Annotated in this window: 22 protein-coding genes, 19 tRNA genes, 1 pseudogene and 1 riboswitch; of the genes and pseudogenes, 6 read left to right on the top strand and 36 right to left on the bottom strand. The window is 47.5% G+C overall.

Features of this window, described 5'->3' with window-relative positions; genetic code table 11:
* Positions 1–33 precede the first annotated feature (33 nt).
* The 3 genes from BLQ32_RS12480 to BLQ32_RS12470 all read right to left on the bottom strand — a co-directional run bounded on the left by BLQ32_RS12480 (position 34) and on the right by BLQ32_RS12470 (position 2544).
* Positions 34–564, bottom strand: coding sequence for an endo alpha-1,4 polygalactosaminidase (locus BLQ32_RS12480; protein WP_074510567.1), 531 nt, complete (start codon positions 562–564; stop codon positions 34–36).
* 140 nt (positions 565–704) lie between these two features.
* Positions 705–1724 carry an LLM class flavin-dependent oxidoreductase gene (locus tag BLQ32_RS12475; protein ID WP_074510566.1) on the bottom strand — a complete coding sequence of 340 codons (1020 nt, stop codon included), beginning with the start codon at positions 1722–1724 and terminating at the stop codon, positions 705–707.
* A 16-nt stretch (positions 1725–1740) separates the two neighbouring features.
* Positions 1741–2544, bottom strand: a complete 804-nt coding sequence (locus BLQ32_RS12470) for an alpha/beta fold hydrolase (RefSeq protein ID WP_074510565.1) — start codon at positions 2542–2544, stop codon at positions 1741–1743.
* Between the two features lie 216 nt (positions 2545–2760).
* Between BLQ32_RS12470 and BLQ32_RS12465 the strand changes: the two genes are divergently transcribed.
* Entirely contained in the window at positions 2761–3279 is a 519-nt protein-coding gene (locus BLQ32_RS12465; RefSeq protein ID WP_074510564.1) for a gamma carbonic anhydrase, read from the top strand.
* 120 nt (positions 3280–3399) lie between these two features.
* Here BLQ32_RS12465 and metK read toward each other — a convergent pair whose 3' ends face one another.
* Positions 3400–4608 (bottom strand): methionine adenosyltransferase, encoded by a 1209-nt coding sequence (metK, locus tag BLQ32_RS12460; protein ID WP_074510563.1) that lies wholly within the window; start codon positions 4606–4608, stop codon positions 3400–3402.
* A 197-nt stretch (positions 4609–4805) separates the two neighbouring features.
* A riboswitch (SAM riboswitch) is annotated at positions 4806–4917 on the bottom strand.
* Positions 4918–5153: 236 nt separating this feature from the next.
* Here metK and pckA point away from each other — a divergent pair.
* Positions 5154–6743 carry a phosphoenolpyruvate carboxykinase (ATP) gene (pckA, locus tag BLQ32_RS12455; protein ID WP_074510562.1) on the top strand — a complete coding sequence of 530 codons (1590 nt, stop codon included), beginning with the start codon at positions 5154–5156 and terminating at the stop codon, positions 6741–6743.
* Between the two features lie 75 nt (positions 6744–6818).
* Here the strand turns inward: pckA and BLQ32_RS12450 are convergent, their stop codons facing one another.
* The 3 genes from BLQ32_RS12450 to BLQ32_RS12440 form a co-directional block, all read right to left on the bottom strand.
* Entirely contained in the window at positions 6819–7598 is a 780-nt protein-coding gene (locus tag BLQ32_RS12450) for an alpha/beta hydrolase family protein (RefSeq protein WP_083335328.1), read from the bottom strand.
* Positions 7579–8037 (bottom strand): RNA deprotection pyrophosphohydrolase, encoded by a 459-nt coding sequence (ytkD, locus tag BLQ32_RS12445; RefSeq protein WP_083335327.1) that lies wholly within the window; start codon positions 8035–8037, stop codon positions 7579–7581. Before ytkD ends, BLQ32_RS12450 begins: the two co-directional genes overlap by 20 nt.
* Positions 8038–8106: 69 nt before the next feature.
* Positions 8107–8553 (bottom strand): Dps family protein, encoded by a 447-nt coding sequence (locus tag BLQ32_RS12440; protein WP_036802183.1) that lies wholly within the window; start codon positions 8551–8553, stop codon positions 8107–8109.
* Positions 8554–8660: 107 nt separating this feature from the next.
* On the opposite strand from BLQ32_RS12440, the gene yidD reads away from it, so the two are divergent.
* The 3 genes from yidD to BLQ32_RS12425 all read left to right on the top strand — a co-directional run bounded on the left by yidD (position 8661) and on the right by BLQ32_RS12425 (position 10451).
* A complete protein-coding gene (gene yidD, locus BLQ32_RS12435; protein ID WP_074510560.1) occupies positions 8661–8891 on the top strand; it encodes a membrane protein insertion efficiency factor YidD in 231 nt (76 codons plus the stop codon).
* Between the two features lie 88 nt (positions 8892–8979).
* Complete coding sequence (locus BLQ32_RS12430; protein ID WP_074510559.1) at positions 8980–9981, top strand: metal ABC transporter solute-binding protein, Zn/Mn family; 1002 nt, start codon at positions 8980–8982, stop codon at positions 9979–9981.
* 104 nt (positions 9982–10085) lie between these two features.
* A complete protein-coding gene (locus tag BLQ32_RS12425; RefSeq protein WP_074510558.1) occupies positions 10086–10451 on the top strand; it encodes an iron chaperone in 366 nt (121 codons plus the stop codon).
* Positions 10452–10815: 364 nt separating this feature from the next.
* Here the strand turns inward: BLQ32_RS12425 and BLQ32_RS20155 are convergent.
* The 10 genes and pseudogenes from BLQ32_RS20155 to BLQ32_RS12375 form a co-directional block, all read right to left on the bottom strand.
* Positions 10816–11295: pseudogene (locus BLQ32_RS20155) on the bottom strand (SMI1/KNR4 family protein); the annotation flags it as partial.
* A 13-nt stretch (positions 11296–11308) separates the two neighbouring features.
* Positions 11309–12040 carry an AAA family ATPase gene (locus BLQ32_RS12415; protein ID WP_074510556.1) on the bottom strand — a complete coding sequence of 244 codons (732 nt, stop codon included), beginning with the start codon at positions 12038–12040 and terminating at the stop codon, positions 11309–11311.
* Between the two features lie 19 nt (positions 12041–12059).
* On the bottom strand, positions 12060–12425 hold the full coding sequence (locus tag BLQ32_RS12410) for a hypothetical protein (RefSeq protein ID WP_074510555.1): 366 nt from the start codon (positions 12423–12425) through the stop codon (positions 12060–12062).
* A gap of 178 nt (positions 12426–12603) precedes the next feature.
* Entirely contained in the window at positions 12604–13272 is a 669-nt protein-coding gene (locus BLQ32_RS12405; protein ID WP_074510554.1) for an MOSC domain-containing protein, read from the bottom strand.
* Positions 13273–13378: 106 nt separating this feature from the next.
* Entirely contained in the window at positions 13379–14443 is a 1065-nt protein-coding gene (gene menC, locus BLQ32_RS12400) for an o-succinylbenzoate synthase (RefSeq protein WP_083335326.1), read from the bottom strand.
* Entirely contained in the window at positions 14434–15867 is a 1434-nt protein-coding gene (locus tag BLQ32_RS12395; protein WP_074510553.1) for an o-succinylbenzoate--CoA ligase, read from the bottom strand. The genes menC and BLQ32_RS12395 overlap by 10 nt, the downstream gene beginning before the upstream one ends.
* Positions 15868–15930: 63 nt before the next feature.
* Positions 15931–16749, bottom strand: a complete 819-nt coding sequence (gene menB, locus BLQ32_RS12390; protein ID WP_053167727.1) for a 1,4-dihydroxy-2-naphthoyl-CoA synthase — start codon at positions 16747–16749, stop codon at positions 15931–15933.
* A complete protein-coding gene (gene menH, locus BLQ32_RS12385) occupies positions 16746–17573 on the bottom strand; it encodes a 2-succinyl-6-hydroxy-2,4-cyclohexadiene-1-carboxylate synthase (protein WP_074510552.1) in 828 nt (275 codons plus the stop codon). Before menH ends, menB begins: the two co-directional genes overlap by 4 nt.
* Positions 17573–19270, bottom strand: coding sequence for a 2-succinyl-5-enolpyruvyl-6-hydroxy-3-cyclohexene-1-carboxylic-acid synthase (gene menD / locus BLQ32_RS12380; RefSeq protein ID WP_074510551.1), 1698 nt, complete (start codon positions 19268–19270; stop codon positions 17573–17575). The genes menH and menD overlap by 1 nt, the downstream gene beginning before the upstream one ends.
* Positions 19257–20648, bottom strand: a complete 1392-nt coding sequence (locus BLQ32_RS12375; RefSeq protein WP_074510550.1) for an isochorismate synthase — start codon at positions 20646–20648, stop codon at positions 19257–19259. The genes menD and BLQ32_RS12375 overlap by 14 nt, the downstream gene beginning before the upstream one ends.
* A 321-nt stretch (positions 20649–20969) precedes the next feature.
* On the opposite strand from BLQ32_RS12375, the gene BLQ32_RS12370 reads away from it, so the two are divergent.
* Positions 20970–21932 (top strand): DMT family transporter, encoded by a 963-nt coding sequence (locus tag BLQ32_RS12370; RefSeq protein WP_074510549.1) that lies wholly within the window; start codon positions 20970–20972, stop codon positions 21930–21932.
* A gap of 79 nt (positions 21933–22011) precedes the next feature.
* Here the strand turns inward: BLQ32_RS12370 and BLQ32_RS12365 are convergent.
* From BLQ32_RS12365 to BLQ32_RS12275, 19 genes are all read right to left on the bottom strand, one after another.
* A tRNA-Glu gene (locus BLQ32_RS12365) sits at positions 22012–22083 on the bottom strand.
* Positions 22084–22089: 6 nt separating this feature from the next.
* Positions 22090–22180: transfer RNA gene (locus tag BLQ32_RS12360), tRNA-Ser, on the bottom strand.
* Between the two features lie 4 nt (positions 22181–22184).
* Positions 22185–22259 (bottom strand) — tRNA-Asn (locus BLQ32_RS12355).
* 1 nt (position 22260) lies between these two features.
* Positions 22261–22337 (bottom strand) — tRNA-Ile (locus BLQ32_RS12350).
* A 10-nt stretch (positions 22338–22347) separates the two neighbouring features.
* Positions 22348–22421 (bottom strand) — tRNA-Gly (locus BLQ32_RS12345).
* A 6-nt stretch (positions 22422–22427) separates the two neighbouring features.
* Positions 22428–22503: transfer RNA gene (locus BLQ32_RS12340), tRNA-Phe, on the bottom strand.
* An 18-nt stretch (positions 22504–22521) separates the two neighbouring features.
* Positions 22522–22597: transfer RNA gene (locus BLQ32_RS12335), tRNA-Asp, on the bottom strand.
* Between the two features lie 4 nt (positions 22598–22601).
* Positions 22602–22678, bottom strand: a tRNA-Met gene (locus BLQ32_RS12330).
* A 70-nt stretch (positions 22679–22748) separates the two neighbouring features.
* Positions 22749–22841: transfer RNA gene (locus tag BLQ32_RS12325), tRNA-Ser, on the bottom strand.
* A gap of 14 nt (positions 22842–22855) precedes the next feature.
* Positions 22856–22932: transfer RNA gene (locus BLQ32_RS12320), tRNA-Ile, on the bottom strand.
* Between the two features lie 8 nt (positions 22933–22940).
* A tRNA-Met gene (locus BLQ32_RS12315) sits at positions 22941–23014 on the bottom strand.
* A gap of 20 nt (positions 23015–23034) precedes the next feature.
* Positions 23035–23110, bottom strand: a tRNA-Ala gene (locus BLQ32_RS12310).
* A 6-nt stretch (positions 23111–23116) separates the two neighbouring features.
* Positions 23117–23193, bottom strand: a tRNA-Pro gene (locus tag BLQ32_RS12305).
* 25 nt (positions 23194–23218) lie between these two features.
* A tRNA-Arg gene (locus tag BLQ32_RS12300) sits at positions 23219–23295 on the bottom strand.
* A 33-nt stretch (positions 23296–23328) separates the two neighbouring features.
* A tRNA-Leu gene (locus BLQ32_RS12295) sits at positions 23329–23417 on the bottom strand.
* A 28-nt stretch (positions 23418–23445) separates the two neighbouring features.
* A tRNA-Gly gene (locus BLQ32_RS12290) sits at positions 23446–23520 on the bottom strand.
* Between the two features lie 5 nt (positions 23521–23525).
* Positions 23526–23610: transfer RNA gene (locus BLQ32_RS12285), tRNA-Leu, on the bottom strand.
* Positions 23611–23634: 24 nt separating this feature from the next.
* A tRNA-Lys gene (locus BLQ32_RS12280) sits at positions 23635–23710 on the bottom strand.
* Positions 23711–23719: 9 nt separating this feature from the next.
* Positions 23720–23795, bottom strand: a tRNA-Thr gene (locus tag BLQ32_RS12275).
* Positions 23796–23805 lie beyond the last annotated feature (10 nt).

Below are 23805 nucleotides of genomic sequence, written 5' to 3'. Positions count from 1 at the left end.
GCGTGACTCCTGAACATGCGTTGCATCATTTGCCTAGTAGTAATACGCATCGACAATGTCCAAATATACACCGTCAAATCCCGCTTTTTTAATTTTTTTCAATTCCGGCTCTAAAATATCCCACCACGCTTCTTGCCAGTAGCGCACTTTTACGCTTTCCGGCCAATCGGGATTCGGCGTTCGGCCAAGCCATTCCGGCGCCTCCTCTGCAACTTGGAGTACACCGTCCCTTTCTGTTCCCCAGTTAGGGTTCCAGTAGTCTAAATACGAACTCGCTTCGCCGATGCTGAAATAGGCCAAGACGGTTGTACCGTTGGCTTTCATTTGCTCCAAATGCTCTTGTGCGTAGCGTGTTTCTTCGCTGCCGTCAGCTGTAGGATCGATAACAGCAACGCTGTAACCGCCCGCTGCCAGTTGAACTGGATCGGCATTTTGCAATTGATAATGCCATCGTTTGAAGGCAGCATCTTCTGTCCCTTTCTCTGCCGGCACCGACGAACAGCCAGAAACCATCAAAAGAAGCGCACAAAATGCAAAACAAAGGATTTGATGTTTTCCCGGCATTCCGAGCCCTCCCGCTTTTTCGTTTCATTAGTCGGAATTTTCCTTCTATTATAATGCGAATCAAGAAAAATGAAAAACCCGGATGTTCTTCATTTGAAGCCATCCAGGTTTGGTAAGCAGAGCTGAGTCAGTTTCCGCTATTATTTTCTGTTTTCGCGTTTTTGCATTTCTTCCGCAATCAAGCGGTACGTCGTGAGCTTATCTTCAAAATTAAAAGCGATCGAAACAAGCATCACTTCATCGGCGGCGTAGCTAGCCGCCAGCTTTTCAAGTCCATCCACTACCTGTCCAGGCGTCCCGACAATCATGCGTTTGCGGTTTTCTTCCACGAGCAGGCGCTCAAATTTGCTGTACGGGTAATCTATCGCCCGCTCAGGCGGCGGCGTGCCTTTTGACGGCATGCCTTGAGCTCCCATTGCCAATGCCAAATCCATTGAAGAAGCCACCCGTTCTGCCTGCTCTTCCGTTTCCTGGCAGACGACAAATATCGCAACGCCCTGATATGCTTCGCTTCCACTATGAGAGATAAAACGGTCCCGATAGGTCCGGGCAAAACTTTGTCCGCCTTCTCCGTTAATAAACTGCGCGAACATATACGGCAGCCCTTTCTCGGCAGCCAACTCCGCTGAACTCTGTCCGGAGCCGAGCATCCAGACCGGCGGCGCAGATGGCGTCACCGGCGTTGCCTTCATGCCGTAATACTTATGGTCTTCAGGGATGGCATCCGTCAAATACATCTGCAGTTCATCGATTTGTTCCGGAAAACGGCCGACATCGCGTTTTTTGCCCTCGTTCAGCGCATAACTGGCGCGCGGCATGCCGCCCGGCGCCCGGCCCACGCCTACGTCAATGCGTTCCGGATACAGCGCTTCAAGCAGTTTAAAATTCTCTGCAACTTTAAACGCTGAATAATGCGGCAGCATCACGCCGCCGGACCCGAGGCGGATCTTCTTCGTGACGGCGCCGAGATGGGCAATCAACACTTCCGGAGACGATCCGGCAAGCGTCGCGGCATCGTGGTGTTCCGACACCCAAAAACGGGTATAGCTCCATTCTTCCGCCTTTTGTGCAAGAGTAGCCGTCTGTTTCAATGCTTCCTGCGGGTTGCTTCCTTCTGAAATAGGCGACTGGTCTAAAATACTGTATTTTAAATGTGCCATTTTGTACTTCCCTTCTTTACGTCACGACATACCCAAGCGAGCGCATAACATTCTGCAAAAACAAATGCGACGACACAAAAACATCCTCCCGCTCCGGTTCCTGGAATATATCGTGGCGGCATTGCTTCCACTCTTTATAGCTGAATTCTGTTAAATCCTGCTGGCGGATCCAGCGTTTGGACACTTCTTTATCCGCTACTTGGTCAACTTCCCCAATATGCAAAAATAGTGGAATGTCCGGGAATTTGCCGATCCCGAGGGCTGCTTGCTTCATGTAATTCTGCAATTCATGATACCATCCGGCAGTGACATGCGTATTGTAATAAGGATCCTCTTTTTCCTGTTCGATCACTTCCGGATTGCGGGTTAAATCCTCGATGCGAAGATTGTGGTCAATGTTCACGCCGGGCGCCAGTTTATGCAATCCGGACAAAGCAGCCGGCAATTTTGACGGGGTCTTTACTAAGCGTAGCCAAGGTGAACTTAAAATGGCCCCCGCTATCGGATGTGAATATCTGCTTAAAAAATTCATCGCGATGGTCGCCCCTAATCCATGGCCTGCAATAAATACCGGCAAACCATGTTCCAGCGCTGCCCGTATGGAATATTTAAGCGATTTTTCATATTCTTTAAATGCCACTGCATGCGGCTGGCCAATTTCCATGCCCTTGCCATGCCCGGGTAAATCTCCCATGATGACATGAAAATCTGCCGTGCGCCATTGTTCAATTTGCCAGGCGTAGCGAAGATGATTTTCATACGCGCTATGTATGATGACAATTACCGCTTTTGCCTGCCCTTTTGCTTCCCATTTCCACATTTCGGTCATCTCCTTTTGCTTTGCTTTCATACATCCTGTTTTCTCTAAGTGGCCGGGAGCCATTTTTATAAGGCCAATTGCCTTCATGTGGAATCAGTAGGAAGAAAACCCACTGATTCAAATCTTACGTTATGTACTTTCCTGTCCTTGCATTTGACCTTTGCAACGAATTTGATAGGATTAAAGATATCTTAACTTTTTTAACGGAGGTTTTCCATGATTTATCCATTTAACGGCAAATATCCATCCATCCACCCTTCTGTTTTTATTGCAGACCACGCCATCGTCACCGGAGACGTGACCATCGGAGAAGATTCGTCCGTCTGGTTTAATACCGTCATCCGCGGAGACGTCGCACCAACCATTATCGGCAATAAAACCAACATCCAGGACTTGTGCATGCTGCATCAAAGCCCGGGCAAAACCTTGTTTCTTGAGGATCAGGTCACCATCGGGCACCAAGTGACGCTCCACAGCTGCGTCATTCGAAAAGGCGCTTTGGTGGGTATGGGCTCCATCATCATGGACGGAGCCGAAGTCGGCGAAGGCGCATTTATCGGCGCCGGCAGCCTCGTGCCGCCCGGCAAAGTGATTCCACCCGGCATGCTTGCTGTCGGCCGGCCAGCAAAAGTGGTCCGCGAACTGCGGGATGAAGACAAACAGGACATGGAACGCATTGTCCGTGAATATGCAGAAAAAGGCGCGTATTATAAATCGCTTCAAAAAAGTGAATAAAAAAAGAGCCGGCAGCTTTGATCGAAGCTAACGGCCAACGCCTCTCAAGGGGCGAATCTGCGCAAGAAGCAGAAAAAAAGACGGCCGGCATAATTTTGCCGGTCGTCTTTTTGTTATTTATTACGCTTGTTTAAAAATGCCAGATTGCTCTCTTAATACTTCCACTTTATCTGTACGTTCCCATGGAAGATCGATATCTGTACGGCCGAAATGTCCGTAAGCTGCCGTTTGTTTGTAGATCGGGCGGCGAAGGTCAAGCATTTTGATGATTCCAGCCGGGCGCAAGTCAAAGTTCGCACGGACTAGATCGTCCAATGTTTCTTCATCCACTTTGCCTGTTCCGAACGTATCAAATGCGATCGATACCGGATGAGCCACGCCGATTGCATAAGCCAATTGGACTTCGCAACGGTCAGCAAGTCCTGCTGCTACGATGTTTTTCGCTACATAACGGGCTGCATAAGCGGCAGAACGGTCAACTTTCGTTGCGTCTTTGCCGGAGAAAGCACCGCCGCCGTGGCGAGCGTATCCGCCGTAAGTGTCAACGATGATTTTGCGTCCTGTCAGTCCCGCATCTCCTTGTGGCCCGCCGATTACAAAACGGCCAGTCGGGTTGATGAAGTATTTTGTTTCATCATCGATCAAGTTTTGCGGAACCACTTCATTGATGACGTATTCTTTAATATTGCGCTGGATTTGCTCAAGCGTTACTTCCGGATGGTGCTGAGTGGAAATAACGATTGTGTCCACGCGAAGCGGTTTATTGTTTTCATCATATTCGATTGTTACTTGTGTTTTGCCGTCTGGACGCAAATATGGAAGAATTTCTTCTTTGCGTACTTCAGCCAATCGGCGCGCCAATTTATGGGCAAGCGAGATTGGAAGCGGCATTAACTCTTCTGTTTCGTTGCAAGCGAATCCGAACATCAGACCTTGGTCTCCTGCTCCGATGTCGTCTAGTTCTTTATCAGTCATTTGGCCTTCACGAGATTCAAGCGCTACGTTCACTCCAGCGGCGATATCCGGTGATTGCTCATCAATTGCTGTCAAAACTGCACTTGTCTCTGAGTCAAAACCGTACTTAGCGCGTGTATAGCCAATTTCACGAACTGTTTCACGCACAACTTTCGGGATATCAACATACGTAGATGTTGTAATTTCCCCGGCAACAAGTACAAGCCCTGTTGTTACGGTTGTTTCGCACGCAACCCGTGCATTTGGATCCTCTGCTAAAATGGCATCCAAAATAGAATCGGAAATCTGGTCACAGATTTTATCCGGATGTCCTTCTGTTACTGACTCTGATGTGAATAATCGACGGTTTTTCAAAATGTGTTTCCTCCTTATATCCTGCGAGATTGCTCTCGAAATTGATACGGTACTCGTTTCCCATGTCAAGTCCGTTCCGTGAGGATTGAACTTCAAGCCGTTGTGGCCTTTGTACACGAGGATTAAGGGCAATTTCATAAAAAAATCCCATCCAGCATCTGCATGTGGAAAGGAGAAATCATCATAAGCACCTTTCACTCTTATCGTCCAAGGTTGAGACCTTGCTTCAGGTTTGGCACCTTCTCTGCATGCAGCAGCAGGTTGCCGGGTTTCATAGGGCCTGTCCCCTCCACCAGCTCGGAATAAGAGTATCCGTTCAATTTTTCATCATACGGAAAGTAGGAAGTGATGTCAACGATTTTCGTTCAAACAACGACAATATTGCAATTAAACCGCTATATTTTTTGTTACAGGCGCATAAAAAGGATTTTTTTCATAACAATTGGTTATTAGTATAGACTATTAGTTTGAATGTGTTATACTAATGTTCGAATATACATCCTCCCCATTGCCATGGGAATAACCGAAAAGGAAGGTACATATAAATGAATCCAGTGAACTTCGCAAATAATCTTAAGGATCTTTTAAATGGCCAAAATGTGCACGTCCAGCTTTCAGTTCCACAATTAGTGGAAGCTGCAACATCACGTGGGGAAGCCGTATTGACTCGAGAAGGTGCTGTTAAAGCTGAAACAGGCAAATACACAGGCCGTTCACCTAAAGATAAGTATATAGTAGAAGAAGATATTTCTAAAGACAAAGTCGATTGGGGTTCCGTAAACCGCCCGATTTCTTCTGAGGTTTTTGAAAACTTATATAACAAAGTAATTGAGCATCTGAAAAAACAGGATGCTTTATACGTTTTCAAAGGCTTTGCAGGAGCAGACCCTGAGTCCCGTTTGGCAATCCAGACGGTCAATGAATACGCGTGGCATAATCTTTTCGCCCATCAATTATTCATCCGCCCGACTGCTGAAGAATTAGCAGCACATGAAGCGGAATTCACTGTTGTTTATGCACCAACTTTCCATGCTGACCCTGCAGTGGATGGCACCGATTCAGAAACATTCATCATCGTTTCAATGGAAAAGAAAATCATCTTGATCGGCGGTACAGAATACGCCGGCGAAATGAAAAAATCCATTTTCTCAATTATGAACCACATCCTGCCTGAAAAAGGCATTCTTCCAATGCACTGTTCAGCAAACGTTGGGAAAGACGGCGATGTGGCGTTGTTCTTCGGTTTATCCGGCACAGGCAAAACAACTTTATCTGCAGACCAAGACCGCAAATTGATCGGCGATGACGAGCATGGCTGGTCAGACAACGGCGTATTCAATATTGAAGGCGGCTGCTACGCGAAAACAATCAACCTTTCACGTGAGCACGAACCGCAAATTTACGACGCCATCCGTTTTGGTTCTGTCCTGGAAAACGTTGTTGTTGATCCAGAAACACGTATTCCGGATTACAACGATGGTTCTTTGACGGAAAACACACGCGCGGCTTATCCGATCCAGGCAATTGACAATATTGTCGATCCATCGGTTGCCGGCCATCCGAAAACCATCGTTTTCTTGACTGCTGATGCGTTCGGCGTATTGCCTCCAATCAGCAAGTTGACAAAAGAACAAGCGATGTACCATTTCTTGAGCGGCTACACGTCGAAGCTTGCTGGAACGGAGCGCGGCGTCACTTCTCCGGAAGCGACATTCTCGACTTGCTTCGGTTCTCCATTCTTGCCGCTTCATGCTACAGTATACGCAGAAATGCTTGGCCAGAAAATTGATGAGCACGGCGTAGACGTCTTCCTGGTAAACACAGGCTGGACAGGCGGCGAATATGGCGTTGGAAGCCGCATGAAATTGTCCTACACGCGTACAATGGTCCGCGCGGCAATCAAAGGCGAACTTCATGACGTGGAAACAGAACAGGAAGCAATCTTCGGTCTGCAAATTCCAAAACAAATTGAAGGCGTACCTGCTAACATCCTGAACCCTCGCGACGCTTGGGCTGATAAAGAAGCTTACGAGCAAAAAGCGAAAGAACTTTCTCAGAAATTCCAGGAAAACTTCAAAAAATTCGGCACCGTTTCTGCTGATATCAGCGCACAAGGCGGACCAACACCGCTATAAGCCATAAGCAAAAAAGCTATCCTTCGGGATAGCTTTTTTGCTTGAGTACCTTTAAATTTTATTCTATCTCCTGACTTACTGCTCTTGCCTTCTCATCCATTCCGTCAGAGCTCTTGCCGTCTTGCGGTTTGCTGCTGGCGGAAAGAAATGGGTGTATTCCGGGAAATACCAAGTTTCGTGCGGTTGGTCATTCATTTTCAAAGCTTCTTCCAGCAAATAAGCCTGTCCGGGATAAACGTTTTCGTCTTTCAGGCCATGGATGATTAAGACGGGCGCATTCACTTCGTCCAAGCGCAATAAGGGGTTGCGTTCTTCGTATGCGGTTAACGCCGTATTCGGTGTTCCGCCATACAAGCGTTTCATCATGCGCCGCATATCCGGCCGCTCCTTATACGTTAGCACCGTATCCGTAACGCCGGCCCATGTGACGACAGAGCTAATGTCCCCTCTTAACACGGCTGTCCATAGCGCCATAATGCCGCCGCGCGAGAAAGCTAATATATGCACATTTTCATTGCTGAACTTTTTCAATACGTCAACTGCATGAACAGCGTCCCACCGGTCGGCTCCAGCAAATTCATCACGGCCTTCCCCGCCCCGGTTGCCCCGGTAATAAGGAGCAAACACCACAAACCCTTGGGCTGCAAATTGCGCAATGCGTGCCGGGCGCACCATCCCGATGGACTGGATGCCGCCTCTCAAATAAAGAATGCCGCTCCAGTCGCCGGCCTCTTTCGGTTCCGCCAACAGCCCCTTCACCCGCAAACCATCTGACCAGTAGACGATTTCAGTCAAACGGACATGTGGATTGGGCGACGGATACATTTTTCGCGATTCAATTGCCCCATTTTCCAAGTTGCTTCACCTTCTTTATAATTTCCTTCATTCCGGCGTCTTTCATCAAAAAGCTGAAGGAACCGTCCGGATGGAGTTTTTCCATTAACACAATTCCTTCGGTTTCCATCTTTTCGATTTTCTCCAGGCGCTCCACTTCCGCCAGAAAAACGGTTTTGCAAAACGGTTTTTCCGAAAAGACGACATACTCCGCAAACCATTCGGGATTGCGGATGACTGCACCGGTTTCTTCGTATACTTCCCTTTTTGCGGCCTGCCTCAAACTTTCACCTGGTTCCACCTTGCCGCCTGGAAATTCAAGGCCGCGTATCGAGTGCTTTGTCAGCACCCATTTATCGTTGAATTTACAGATCACCAGTACATGCCTGCTTTCAATCGGAAACGTTCCAGGCTCAAATGACAGTTCGCAGCGGCAGCCGTTCAAATCGATATATTCCATCATTTCACCTCTTGGACATCAGAAAAAGCGTACCCTGATATTATCAGTGTACGCTTCTGTATCTCTATCTTACTTCTTTTCGCCCAAAAATGCTGACAACATCCAAGAATGTTTCTCAAGATTTTGGTGGATGGCATTAAGCATGTCTTCTGTCATATCGTCATTGTCGGCAGCTGCCAACTCCATGCCTTTTTTCAAGGATTTCATGATTTTGTCGAAATCTGATACGACGGTCTGCACCATCTCATCTGAATTTTCCTGGCTGGTCGCTTCATCGACAACCGACAATTCCAGCTGCTCTTTCATCGTTGCGACCGGCTTGCCGCCAAGCGCCAACAAGCGTTCTGCAATTTCATCCATATGTAGAGTCGCTTCGTTGTACAGCTCCTCAAATTTCACATGCAATGTAAAGAACTGATGCCCTTTTACATACCAGTGGAAATTATGTAATTTTGTATAAACGACTGACCATGTTGCGACCTGTACGTTTAATTCCTGATTTAATTCTGCTGACATTCCAAATCACTCTCCAATTAGTTTAATAAGCTCTTATACTTTATTTATACCTCCCCTCTGCTTACAATAAACATACGTAATCTTTTCCAGAAAGAAGCTGACTTCAAATGAAGACCATCTTGTTGAAAATCTTCCGCTTTTACCAGCGGTTCATCTCCCCTTTATCGCCTCCAAGCTGCCGTTTTTACCCGACCTGCTCCCACTATGGAATCGAAGCAGTGGAAAAGCACGGTGCATTCAAAGGCGGCTATCTCGCCGTACGGCGGATCCTTCGATGCCATCCATTCAATAAAGGCGGAGTCGATTTTGTTCCGGAACAATGGCCACCAAAAAAATAATTTGGTGGTTTTTCTTGTGTTTTTTAATAACATGCTGTAACATACATTTTGTTATTAAAACGTAATCATTACAATTTGGAGGTACATAATGAAAAAGTTAATCCCCTTTCTTGCCCTTATTCTATTTTTAGCAGCATGCGGCAATCCGGCAATCGATTCCCAAACGGAATCAGAAGATGATTCCAAACTGCATGTCAAAACCACGGTTTATCCGCTTACTTATTTCACTGAGCGCATCGGCGGAGATCGTGTCACTGTTGAATCGGTTTACCCGGCTGGCGCCAACGAGCACAGCTTTGAACCGACCCAACAGGACATGATTGCGCTTGCGGAAGCCGATTTGATGTTTTACATTGGTTTAGGCTTGGAAGGTTTTATTGACAGTGCGAAAAAAACACTCAGTGATGAAAATGTGCAGTTTGTCGCAGCAGCCGATGCCATAACAGATGAACAATTGGAGGCTGCCAGCCACGGAGAACATGCTGAAGAAGAAGAGCACGCACATGAAGAAGAAGGACACGAAGAAGAAGCCCATGAGGAAGAAGGGCATGAAGGGCACAACCACGGCTCCACGGATCCCCATGTCTGGATGTCGCCTGTACTGAGCCAGACATTGGCCGAATCCATCAAGGATTCACTGATTGAAGCAGATCCTGATGGTTCTGGGACGTACGAAAGCAATTATGCAGAGCTCATTGTGGAACTCGAGAACTTGGACCGCTCATTCAGCGAACTTGCAGAACGCGTCGAAAACGACACTTTCTTTGTCTCCCATTCAGCGTTCGGCTATATTGCCGAGCCTTACGGGTTTGAACAAGTGGCCATTGCCGGACTGAACAGCCAGGACGAGCCTTCGCAAAAAGAATTGACTCAAATTGTGGATCAGGCGAAAGAAAAAAACATCAACTACATTATTTTTGAACAGAATGTTTCATCCAATTTAACGGAAGTCATCCAAAAAGAAGTTGGAGCAGAAGCACTTCAGATGCACAATTTAGGCGTACTTACCCAAGAAGATATTGATAACGAAGAAACTTACTTCACCTTGATGGAAAAGAACCTGCAGACATTAGAAAAAGCATTAAAATAAATAGAAAGGCGAAATCCGATGGGATTTCGCCTTTTTTGTATATAATCGAGCTAAAGATAAACGAACAAAAGAGTGAGGATTTTTCTTCACAGAAAGGAGAACCGATGAAACCTGAAAAAGAATCCTTTCATACGATTGATGAATACATCAGCCAATTTCCGATGGACATCCAGGAAAAGCTCCAACAGCTGCGCACGGTAATCAAAGAGGAAGCGCCCCAGGCGGCAGAAAAAATCAGCTATCAAATGCCGACTTTTTATCTTAATGGCAATCTCGTCCATTTTGCGGCTTTCAAGAACCATATCGGCTTTTACCCTGCCCCTAGCGGCATTGCCGCTTTCGCCGAACAATTATCCCGCTACAAAAGCGCCAAAGGCTCTGTCCAGTTTCCACTTGATGAACCACTTCCGCTTGAATTGGTCCGCGAAATCGTCAGGTACCGGGTCCAGGAAAACCTAAAGCAATCGTAGACACGAAGCCAAAGCCGCTCTCGCCCCCATCGCGGCTTTGGCTTTTTTATTGCTCCTTGAAACTCTCGATGTAATAATTCAATTCTTCATCGTTTTCGACGAATGACAATATCAGTTCTCTCAGTTCATTGCTTAATGCGCCTTTTCCTTGAAAATGAAAAGCATAAACCACAGCAAATTCTCTAAATTGTGGATTTTGATGCTTTAACAACTTCGGAAGTTTCTCTTCTATCAGCGGATGATACAAGACCGGATTGGCTTCAATATGGTTCAGCGACCTTATTAGGGTTTCCGGATCATCCGAATCGAGTCCTTCTGCCACTTGCTCTTCCGACAACTCAATTTCTTCCCTGTATTCGTAGTCTTCCATCTCTATGTCAGCAGTATAAAGCCCCTCCAGAAAAACCTCGAAAGAAGGCGCAAGTTCAAATAATTGGCCGCCTTCATTATCAATATAAATGACAGGCGGATTTTCTTTTACTTGCCGGTAATCCAGCGCAACCCACGAATGGCCGTCTCCTGTCAAAAGCACCAAACCCTTCGGCATATCCCATTCTTCGATTAAGTAGGCACTGGCGAGTATGCCTTCGCCTTCTTCAATGCCCATGATATGCTCAATCTGAACATGGTCTTCTGCCCAGACGTTTGGTTCACTTGCCAGATGGGCATTAAAACGGATCGATCCGCCGTTTTGTTCGCGCAGCAATTGAAGATAGGCCTGCGGCAGTTTCACTCCCAGTTCTTCTTCTGCTTTGTTGATCATCGTTTCACTCACTGGTGCTATTTCCGAACTTTCCTCTGTTTCTTCCCAAATGCCGCGATTCCCCAATCCAATCTCTCCCATCCAGTTACCTGTTTTATTCTTCTTCCAACAGCTCTTTCAAAAACTTTTCACGATGGTCCAGAAAATACTTGGTGATTTTAAAATGGTCCGTTTCTTCATAGCCGATTTCTTCAATGGCCCCACCATCAAAGCTCAGGATTTGTGCTCCCGGGTAGCCCAAAAGAATCGGCGAATGTGTGGCAATGATAAATTGGCATTCCTCTTCTTCTGCCAGCTCGTGCATGATGCGCAGGAAAGTCAGCTGGCGCTGTGGAGACAGCGCCGCTTCCGGCTCATCAAGAAGATAGATGGCCTGTCCGTTAAAGCGGTTCATGAACAGCGACAGAAACGATTCGCCGTGGGACTGAGCATGCAGCGAACGGCCGCCGTAGCTCCGATAAGCATCATTCCCATCCCTTTGTAATTCGTCAATATGGGAAGCAAAATGATAAAAAGATTCCGCCCGCATGAAAAAGCCGTTTGACACTTTCGGCATCCAGGACAGCCGGACGTAGTCCCCGAGTTCCGATTCTGCCGCATGTGTTTCATATGTATTATTGCGCCCGCCGCCAGCGGTATTAAAGCCGCACTTATCCGCAATCGCTTCCAGCAGCGTCGACTTCCCCGAACCGTTTTCTCCGACAAAGAAGGTTACGGGACTCACCAAATTCAATTGATCGAAACTAGCAATCGACGGAATATCAAACGGGTACTGCGTAAAATCCGGTACTTGTTCCCGCATCAAACTGATTCTTTTTAAAAACATTGCATCACTCCCAAGCTTTTTATAGTTCTTGTGATTTTTTGGAATTCCGGCGCTTTAGCTGAATTGAAATTTGGAAAAGCGACACCAAGAACAACGCCCATACGATTGGGTTGTCGAGAGAAATTCCCGATGTGGAATGCCCGCCAAGCACACTCATACCGATGACCACAAACAGTAAATACAAGCTGCTATACAAAGTCCATTTAAATGTTCGCCGCTCCTCTTGTTCTTTATCGGCCAAAACGCTTATGCACGTGAAAATAACTAAGAAAAGCAGTAAAACGATCCATTTGGAAACCTTCAAATCCGGCAATGCTTCAGGGAAAAAATCATTGAACATTAGAAACGTAAATCCCAACATTAATAGTAAAACAATCCCCCGCATCGGCACGCCCTCCTCTTAAACCACTCCACTTTCCATTATACGTAAAAAGAGGCAAAAAGATTCATTTCCCTGACTTTTATCATACATCCTTTTTGGGATCATAATCTGTTTGCGTACAGAACGTTTTTTGCCAGATCACCGATCATCTCATCTATTTTCTTGCCGGGATTTCAATTTTTTAGCGGGAAGCAGTCAATTTCTCCAGCCGTTTCTCGAAATGTTTCCGCCATTCTTCCGCCAACGCATCTACTTTCAATATCTTTGTCATTGCCTCGATGTCTTTGGCACGGTGAAAATTCACTTCATTGGTATAAAGAACAGAGATTTGTTCAGGATGCGACTCAACCAATTCAATGTCTGAATCCGCTCGAATTTCTCCTTCTTCAATGACACGGCAAAGATACCCGGTAAAACCGGTCTTCACCATCCGCTTCATTAAAGGGGTCATTTCCAGCCGGCGATCAATGGTCTGGCAAGGCACTCTTCCTTGCGTCACTTGAATAATTGCCTCGCCAACCCGGAAAATATCGCCGATGTATACATCCTGTTCCAGCATGCCTGACACTGTCAAATTTTCTCCGAATGTTGCCGGCGGCAGCGTCTTCTGGAATTCCTGTTCCCATAGCGGGTAATGCTCCGCCGGGTAAATGCACACGGCCCGTTCCGCTCCGCCGTGATGCTTCAAATCTGCCACTTGGTCTCCGTGGAACCCTTCTTTCGCCAAAAATACCCGCTCGACTGCTTGCTTTTCAATAGCTGACTGCATTTCTTTGCCGTTGCCGTACTTCAAGGTTTTCGGCATGCCCACTGACAAATTGTGTATCTTAGCTTTTTTGAAATCTCTCATTTATCTATTGACCTCATTTCTGTACTTTAATTATTAACGTATTTCTGTTTCATGATTTCAATCTTACCAAAAAAAAAGCCTGAAATCCGTAAAGGATTCAGACTTTTTATAATTTCACTTCATATCCAATACCATTCTCAGTACTTAGCGCTACTTCGCCGTTGTCCACATGAATTTCCGGGACGACAATGTCTTCCTCCCAAAAATGATGCGAATCGGAAAAATCGCCGGGCAAGATGATTTCGGGCAAGGATGCCAGAGCCAGATTATGCGCTTTCGATACGCCGAACTCAATCATCCCGCCAACCCACATGCCGATGGAATGGTTATTGCATAACCTCGCAATTTTAAGCGTCTCACTCCAGCCGCCAAGGCGCCCCATTTTCAGGACAATCATGTCCCCCGCTTGTTCTTCAATCATCCGTTGGACGTCTTCGAAACTGCGGATGCTTTCATCTAGGCAAATAGCAGTTTTCATGGAATTCTTCGCTTTTGCATGAAGCTGCCATTGTTCTTCCCCAAAAGGCTGTTCGATCAAGGCAAAGCCCGCCTGGTCAAGTTCCAGCAATTGCTCAAAGGTTTCTTCCGCAAAAGTGCCATTGGCATCTGCGAAAAATAGCTGCTCCGGGTATTTCCGGATGATGCCTGACAGCAAATCCAGATCAGAAGAAGGACTGATTTTGATTTTGATGCGTTTGTATCCTGCCGCAGTTGCCTTTGCCACCTGGCGTTCGATGTTCTCCGGATCTGCCGCCACGACAATGCCTGCTGGAATCGGCTTTTGTTCTCCGCCGACCAGTTTCCACAACGGCACGCCTTTTTTCTTGGCGAATAAATCCCAGACAGCCATTTCAACAGCGGCTTTTGCCATCCGATTGCCTTTCACTTGCTGGAAGATCCGGTTGACTTGTCCGGGATGCTTCAAGTTTTGATGCAGCAATAACGGCATCAGCACTTCTTGAATGACAAAACGGCAGCTCACCACCGTTTCTTCCGTGTACCACGGAGTTGTGAACGCGACACACTCTCCGTAGCCACTTGAGCCTTCTGCATCGCTGACTTTTATAATCAGGCTTTCCCGTTCTTCCACTGTCTGCAAAGAAGTCTTAAATGGCTGTTTTAATGGTTTTCTTACTTCATATATGCCAATGGCCGTAATGGTCAGTTCCATTGCTTCAGCTCTCTTCTAAGCAGTTTATTTGATGCATTGCGCGGCAGCGCTTCAACAAAGGATAAACGTTTCGGTACTTTATAGGAGGCAATTTGATCCTTGCAGTAAGCGATCAATTCCTCTGCTTCTGCCGGTGCATTCAATACAACAAACGCGGCCGGAATTTCGCCCCATTGCGCATCCGTCACCCCGCATACGCCTGCTTCCCGGACAGCTGGATGCGCAAGCAGCACTTTCTCAATCTCGGCCGGGTAAATATTTTCCCCGCCTGAAACGATTAAATCCGAGCGCCGGTCAATGACGAATAAAAAGCCTTCTTCATCCATGTAACCGATGTCCCCTGTATGGAGCCAGCCGTCTTCCTTAACATTGCGGTCTGAAAACTTGCCAATATACCCGGGCGTCACTTGCGGCCCTTGAATCAAAATCTCTCCTTTTTCACCCGGCTGGCCGGTTCCTTCAATTTTCACTTGATACAAAAACAAAGGCTTTCCGGAAGAGCCGATTTTCCGCTCAGCGTCTGCAGATTGCAAAGTCGTGGTTTGTGAAGACGTTTCGGTCATGCCGTAGGTTTGGAGAACCGGGATGCCGCACCGTTCGGCCCGCTGGATATACGCCACAGGGATCGGCCCGCCCCCTGCAAGAATCGCTTTAAATCGCGGCGACGCATTCATGGACGCTTCTTCCACATTGCTCAGTACGCGTTCAAGCATGACGCCGACCAGTGACATATGGGTCACTGTGCCATTGCAGATTTCTTCCGCACTGCGTGTTGCATCGAATTTTTCGTACAAACGCACACCCATGCCATAAATCAGCGACCGCATCAAAATCGAAAATCCACTGATATGAAAGAGCGGCACCGAACAAAGCCAGACATCTTCCGGCGAGATGCCGATATTCAGCGCGGATGATACCGCGCTTGAAAAATGGTTTTCTGCCGTCTGGCGGACTCCCTTCGGATTGCCCGTTGTCCCGGATGTATACATGATCGAAATGGTGCGTTCTTTGTCCCACTGAGGCTGAATGTCAAACCTTGCCGGAATCGTCTCCCGGATGGCGCTGAATAAAACCGGATTCCAGTCCGCCACTTTTCCCTGCAGCTCATCATCGGCCAAAACAAATTCAGCTTTTGAATCGTCGATCTGGTAAGCAAGTTCCGGTGCAGCCAGGCGTTCATTGAGCATGACCATTTCACAGCCGACATGCAGGCACCCGTACATGACAAAGACAAACTCAGGGTTGGACTTGGCCAGGATGGCGACGCGCGACTCTTGCCGGACGCCGAGCGCTGCAAGTTTCCCGGCATACTCAAGCGCGATTTCATTGATTTCCTCAAATGTCCATTGCTGTTCCTTGAATGATAAAGCCATGCGGCTCCCACTTAAGAAGCTCCGCTGGCTCAGCCAATTCGGATATGTCATTTCAAAAATCCTTTCTTTAAAAAAAGCTGCCCCTGTAAAGGACAGCTTCTGATTATTCGTCGATCAAGGGAAACGAGGGAATTGGCCGAAATCCGGTTTGCGTTTTTCTTTAAACGCATCGCGTCCTTCTTTTGCTTCATCGGTTGTGTAGTAAAGCAATGTTGCGTCTCCAGCCATTTGCTGAAGTCCAGCAAGGCCGTCCGTATCCGCATTCATTGCCGCTTTTACAAAGCGAAGTGCAGTCGGGCTCATTTCAAGCATTTCCTCACACCATTTTACGGTTTCATCTTCCAATTGGTCGTAAGGGACCACTGTATTGACTAAGCCCATATCCAATGCTTCCTGAGCGTCGTATTGGCGGCACAAGTACCAAATTTCACGTGCTTTCTTATGGCCGATGATGCGGGCCAAATAACCGGAACCATAGCCGGCATCAAATGAACCGACACGAGGGCCTGTTTGGCCGAAGCGTGCGTTGTCAGCAGCAATCGTCAAGTCGCATACCACGTGCAGGACGTGTCCGCCTCCGATAGCATATCCCGCCACCATGGCAACAACCGGTTTTGGAATCACACGGATCAAGCGCTGCAGATCCAATACGTTCAAGCGAGGAATTTCATCTTCCCCAACATAGCCGCCGTGTCCGCGTACCGATTGGTCGCCTCCAGAGCAGAATGCTTTTTCGCCTTCGCCAGTTAAAACGATAACGCCTACTTTTGAATCATCGCGTGCACGTGAAAATGCATCGATCATTTCATGTACGGTTTTCGGACGGAATGCATTGCGCACCTCCGGACGGTTGATCGTAATTTTGGCAATGCCGTTGTACGTTTCATACTTGATATCTTCATATGTACGTTCTGTAATCCATTCGCGTGTCATGATTTTCCTCCTCGATAATGTAAACTCAAATACTCCTTTACCATTGTAGCAAATTCAGCGGGTTTTTCCACATGTAATGCATGGCCCGCTTCAATAACACCGTGCTGGACTTTCGGCAAGGTTTGTTTCATCTCTTCAGCAATTGCCATAAACTTGGGATCCAATGTGCCTGTCAGCAGCAAAACGGGAACTTCCAGCTTATTGAGTTTGCCCCAATAGGAAGACTGGCTGCCGGTGCCCATGCCGATCAAGCTGTTGGCAAGGCCCAATGGATTTTGGGACAGCCGCTCTGCCCGAACCGCTTGCCTGACGTTTACCGGCAAACTTTTCTGGCTGTTAAACAGCGGAATATTCTCCCAGCTATTCACAAATGAAGCAATGCCATTCGCCAAAATTTTTAACGCCAGCTCACTGTCGCGCTGCTGCCGCTCCAAGCGGTCCGAAACGGTTTTCAAACCGGGAGACGAACTTTCCAACACCAGCGCGCCCAGGCGTTCGGGATGCGTGCAGGCATAAGCAAGCGCTGTGCGCCCCCCCATCGAATAGCCGACCAAAGCAAAGCGTTCCACTTTTAATTGGCGGAGAAGCACGTCCAAATCATCGATTTGCCGCTCCATCGTATAACGCGCCGAATCTTCCGGTGATTCCGTTCTGCCATGGCCGATCAAATCAACCTGTACAATTTTGTAATCCGGGAAAAACTTCACCACTTCGTCCCAGGTTTTCGAGCTTCCCGTAAAGCCATGGAGAAAAACGATGGTCGGCGCTTTGTCCGTATTCAAAACTTCTACATAATACCGAACCCCGGCAATCTCCATCTCCATTACTTCGACAGCTCCTCGCTCAGCCGGTTCCACAGTTTCCGGTGGACCTTCACGTTTTGTTGTCTATCGGTAAAGACTTCAATGATTTTAACGGCTTTTTGTTTAGGCGTACGCAGTGCTTGCACAAGCTCTTCTTTCGTCATTACAGAGGCATATTCCGTATCATACATACGTCCAGCATCTTCAAAATTCATCCCTGTCGGCGTTCCAAACAAGTCTTCAAAATAACGTTCTTCTTCCGACTGCGGCAAATAAGAGAAAATGCCGCCGCCGTCGTTATTCATCACCACGATCGTCAAATCCGTTTCCTGCATTTTCGAAGCAATCAACCCGTTCATGTCATGCAAAAAAGATAAATCGCCGATCAATAAATAAGTCGGGCGTTTAGCAGCCGCCTGCACACCGAAAGCGGTTGAAACCACGCCATCAATGCCGTTTGCTCCGCGGTTGGCATAAACCACCACATCACGATCGGTTGTCTGAAAATACGTGTCCAAGTCGCGGATCGGCATACTGCTGCTGACCACCAAATGGCATTCGTCCAGTTCATCAAACAGCACTTTTGCCAATACGCCTTCGTCCAGTTCTTGTTCGCAATGCTGCTCCATCAATCGCCAATACAATTCGGATGCCTGCTGCCATTTTGCTGTATAGGCATTGTTTTCTCTCGTTTTGACCGGCAGCTGCCACAAACCTTTAGCAGCCGATTGAATGTGATGCGTCACAACCGACTGGGCATCGCGCATCATCGCGCTTTCATCGAAGACGACATAGGTTTTCGGTTTAACCGCCGCCAAAAACAACGTCAGCGGCTTGGATACCGGCTGCGGTCCGATACGGATGACCGCTTCAGGTGCCATCGCAGCCTTGAACGCCTCACTTTTTAAAATCGCATCATAGGAATCAATGATCAAATGCTGATGTTCCGGTTTGACGTTGGCGCGCAGATTAGACAATGGATCTGCAAGCACCGGCCATTGCAAATCTGCAATAAACTGCCAAAATTCTTGCGGCATCGGAGCTGTCATTTCTCCTACTACCAATAAGCCCCGCTCTGTTTGCAGCAATTTTTGCAGAAATGTCTCCGTCTCCTGGTTCAGCTTAAATTCCCCGGTGAAATGCATCATTTCACCCCGGCTTTCAAAGGGCTGGTCAAAATCAATCCGTAAAGGTTCACGGAACGGCACATTCAAATGCACCGGTCCTTTTGGCTCTGTTTTGGCCGTTGCCACCGAACGATGCAAATGGCGCGCCAAAAACTCAAGCAAGTTGTTGTCTTCCGGCATCGGCAAATCGGTCGCCCATTTCACATGGGAACCGAATAGATTGATTTGATTGATGGCCTGCGGAGCACCGACTTCACGCAATTCATGGGGCCGGTCTGCCGTTACGACCAAAAGTGGCACCCTTGCATAATAAGCTTCTACAATAGCGGGAAAATAATTCGCTGCTGCTGTTCCAGATGTGCAAAGCAGCATAACCGGATTGCCGGATGCTTTGGCCATCCCAAGTGCAAAATAGGCAGCCGACCGCTCATCAATCTGCCGGTAAACGGTCAGGCCCTCTTGCTTCATGCAAGCATAGGCAAGCGGAGTAGAACGGGATCCTGGACTGATGACGACATCCGTGATGCCTAAATGCATGAGTGAATGGGTAAATGCGGATACATATTCTGTTAAAGATTTACGATTCGTCACTTAATAGACCTCCAAGTGCACGCAGCATCGGTCTGAATTTAACCCAGGTTTCATCGTACTCCGATTCAGGTGTGGAATCTTCTACAATTCCGCCTCCTGCGTATAAATAAGCTTCTTTTTCATTTAATAGCGCTGAGCGGATCGCTACGGCAAACTCCCCATCGCCTTTTGCATCAATCCACCCAACCGGCGCCGCGTAATACCCCCGGTTCATCGTTTCATACTCGCGTATTATATCCAGAGCTTCTTGTTTCGGCTCCCCGCCAAGTGCCGGAGTTGGATGCAAGTCGCGGACCAGGTCAAACAAAGTAGAACCGGAATTCAGCTCTCCTTCTACCGGCGTATGCAAATGCTGGATGTCCCGTATTTTCATCAGTTTCGGGACATTGGGTACAGTTAAACGTGAAGTATGGCCATTGAATACTTCACGGATCATATCTACTACATATTGATGTTCCGACCGATTTTTCTTGTCATTCAGCAACGCTTCCCCAAGTTCCATATCTTTTTCCATGGTTTTTCCGCGCGGAGTCGACCCGGCAAGACAAGTGGACAACGCCTGGCTTTCTTTCACTTTTACAAGGCGTTCGGGTGTAGCGCCGAAGAAAAACTGGGTTTCTGCTTCCATCCCGAACAAGAAACTTTCGGGCTGTTCTTCCGAAACTTGGTACAACGCCGAAGAAGCCGAAAGCGGCTCTTCAAAGTCCAATTTCAACGATCGGGCAATCACCACTTTTTCTGCCTGTTCCGCTTTAATGATGCCAGTGACTTTATCAATCGAATCAAGATACTGTTCTTTTTTGATTTCCGTGCGGTCCATTACTAACGGTTTCTGATACTTCGGCAACTCCAGAACCTGTGCCGCATGGATCAGCCGGTCACGTTCTTTTCGCATAAGCTCGAATTGATTGAACGTCTCCTTTTCTGCCGTGATCAAATTGATGCTGACGTAAGCTTGATCATCTTTAATGACCAATTGGAAAGAAGGCACTGCAAAATAAGCTTCTGGAAAATGCGTCCATTCACTTTCAAGTTCATTTAACGGATCAAATGAAAAACCGCCGAATAAAATCGGTTCGACATCCGGTTCTTCATTCACAATCTGTTTGCACAGACTCTCCCACTTCTGCTTAATTTCTTCAAAACGGCCTTGCTGAACCGAAGAAGCGAGCACATGCGCATGCCCAAGGCCAACCAAAGTAAAGGTCTTTTCGCGGTTTTGCCAAAACATGCGTTTTCCCTTGTACTGCTTTTCTCCGGCTTCAAAAAAAGCCAATGCCGACATGCGCGACACTTCAATTGTTTCAGTGTAAAAACGATACGCTGAGTAACGCGTATCCGTAGATTGTTCAATCGATGAATACTGTTGTGGATTCATCTTTTTCCCTCCGTTTTAAACTGGTTGTGCAATTTAAGCACAATCTGCTTCACTTTTTAATCTCTATCTTATATCATACTCTTTTCTGCTAAATTCAGCACAACATTTGCTGTATTTCCCCTTATATTGGAATCCAAAACTAGTGCATTTATGTCTAAATTATTTCTGCCATTTTACTCAATAAAGAATAGCATGAACTTGTAGACTCGATTTTCGGCAAGTAACCTGCAGCTATCCGAAAAAGGAAAGGGCGCCTTGTATTGACCTCGATGCATAAACGCGATATATTGAGATAAATTTTCTGAAGCAGGAGGAAATCATGTGCGCTCTATTGCAATTGGAATTTTTGCGGCTTTCTTTTTCGCCTTCACCTTTGTTTTAAATGCCAGTATGGAAGCATCAGGAGGAAGCTGGGTTTGGAGCGCCTCTTTGCGCTATCTTTTTATGGTGCCATTTTTACTGGTGATAGTACTTGCTAGAAGAAACCTAAAGCCGCTTTTAGCGGAAATGAAAAACAAGCCTGCTGCATGGCTGCTATGGAGCTTTATTGGATTCGTTCTCTTTTATGCCCCCTTATGCTATGCAGCTGCCTATTCTCCTGGTTGGCTGATTGCCGGTACTTGGCAAATCACCATCATCTCAGGTTCTTTATTGGCTCCGTTGTTCTACTCAACCATCCAGACGCGAAACGGCTCTCTTCTCGTCCGGGAAACAATACCTTATCGGGGATTAGCATTGTCTCTCATCATTCTTTTAGGAGTTTTGCTTCTGCAGCTGGAGAATGCTCAGCACATGCCTTTAAAAAGCTTTCTATTAGGTTTTCTTCCCGTCCTCTTAGCTTCATTTGCTTATCCCTTAGGCAACCGCAAGATGATGGAACTTTGCGATGGCAGGCTGGATGCATATCAACGCGTTCTCGGTATGACCTTAGCGAGTCTTCCTTTTTGGATCATGCTTTCTGGCTATGGATTGTGGATTGAAGGGGCACCAAGTTCATCTCAGATGCTCCAATCATTGCTTGTTGCCATTTGTTCCGGTATAGTCGCGACCGTCTTGTTTTTCATGGCCACAGACCTGGTGCGCCAAGACATGAGAAAACTGGCTGCTGTAGAAGCTACTCAGTCTTTAGAAGTGGTGTTTGCGTTAGCGGGAGAAGTGATTTTCCTCTCGATTGCTTTACCTTCTTCTATAGCTTGGATTGGAATCGCCACAGTGATGTTCGGTATGATGATCCATAGCCAGGCAGCCACCAAAAAACAAGAACTTGTGATTCAACAAAAATAGCCACTCCGTCAAGAGTGGCTTTTCTTGAATCAGGCAAAACAAAAAGAGACATGCAATTGAATGCATGTCTCTTTTAAGATGACCCCTACGGGATTCGAACCCGTGTTACCGCCGTGAAAGGGCGGTGTCTTAACCGCTTGACCAAGGGGCCAATTACTGGCGGAGAAGGAGGGATTTGAACCCTCGCGCCGGTTTCCCGACCTACACCCTTAGCAGGGGCGCCTCTTCAGCCACTTGAGTACTTCCCCAGTATGGCTCCGAAGGTAGGACTCGAACCTACGACCATCGCATTAACAGTGCGGTGCTCTACCACTGAGCTACTTCGGAATGGTGGGCCTAAATGGACTCGAACCATCGACCTCACGCTTATCAGGCGTGCGCTCTAACCAGCTGAGCTATAGGCCCATATGTATAATGGAGCGGGTGAAGAGAATCGAACTCTCATCATCAGCTTGGAAGGCTGAGGTTTTACCACTAAACTACACCCGCAAAAAATGGTGGGTCAGGACGGAATCGAACCGCCGACACTTAGAGCTTCAATCTAATGCTCTACCAACTGAGCTACTGACCCACATAATTAAGATAAAAATGGCGGTCCCGACCGGGATCGAACCGGCGATCTCCTGCGTGACAGGCAGGCATGTTAACCGCTACACCACGGGACCTTTTTGGTTGCGGGGGCAGGATTTGAACCTGCGACCTCCGGGTTATGAGCCCGACGAGCTACCGAACTGCTCTACCCCGCGACAATAATAATTGAGTTTCTTCTATTATATAGAAGTTTGAAAAATGATAGTCCACACATTTTAAAGTAAATGGAGGAGGAAGAGGGATTCGAACCCCCGCGGGATTTGACTCCCCTGTCGGTTTTCAAGACCGATCCCTTCAGCCAAACTTGGGTATTCCTCCGTGATAATAATAAATGGTGGACCTTGCAGGACTCGAACCTGCGACCGGACGGTTATGAGCCGTCTGCTCTAACCAACTGAGCTAAAGGTCCTAAAAAAGTGGCGGCAGAGGGGATCGAACCCCCGACCTTACGGGTATGAACCGTACGCTCTAGCCAGCTGAGCTACGCCGCCAGGATCTTTAATATAATAGTTGGTGGAGCCTAGCGGGATCGAACCGCTGACCTCCTGCGTGCAAGGCAGGCGCTCTCCCAGCTGAGCTAAGGCCCCATTGAATGGTCGGGAAGACAGGATTCGAACCTGCGACCCCTTGGTCCCAAACCAAGTGCTCTACCAAGCTGAGCTACTTCCCGAACTGAAACTGCTGAGTTGAAAATATGGCGCGCCCGAGAGGACTCGAACCTCTAACCGCTTGATTCGTAGTCAAGTACTCTATCCAATTGAGCTACGGGCGCATTATTTAGAAAACCTACGGTTTTTTTGCTTAATGGTGCCGAGGACCGGAATCGAACCGGTACGGTAGTCACCTACCGCAGGATTTTAAGTCCTGTGCGTCTGCCAGTTCCGCCACCCCGGCTTAGGGTCAGCAAGATTGTGCAAAAAAATGGAGCGGAAGACGAGGTTCGAACTCGCGACCTCCACCTTGGCAAGGTGGCGTTCTACCACTGAACTACTTCCGCAAAAATGGTGCGGGTGAAGGGAGTCGAACCCCCACGCCCGAAGGCGCTAGATCCTAAGTCTAGTGCGTCTGCCAGTTCCGCCACACCCGCGTGGCAATAATGAAGTTGTAAAAATGGTGAGCCATGAAGGATTCGAACCTTCGACCCTCTGATTAAAAGTCAGATGCTCTACCAACTGAGCTAATGGCTCAAACTTGAGTGGTGCCGGAGAAAGGACTTGAACCCTCAACCTACTGATTACAAGTCAGTTGCTCTACCAGTTGAGCTACTCCGGCGAAAGAGAAA

The organism is Planococcus glaciei, from assembly GCF_900099655.1.
Classification (GTDB): Bacteria; Bacillota; Bacilli; order Bacillales_A; family Planococcaceae; genus Planococcus; species Planococcus glaciei.
The sequence above is the reverse complement of the archived record's forward strand: the minus strand, read 5'-3'. Positions and strand labels throughout refer to the sequence as shown.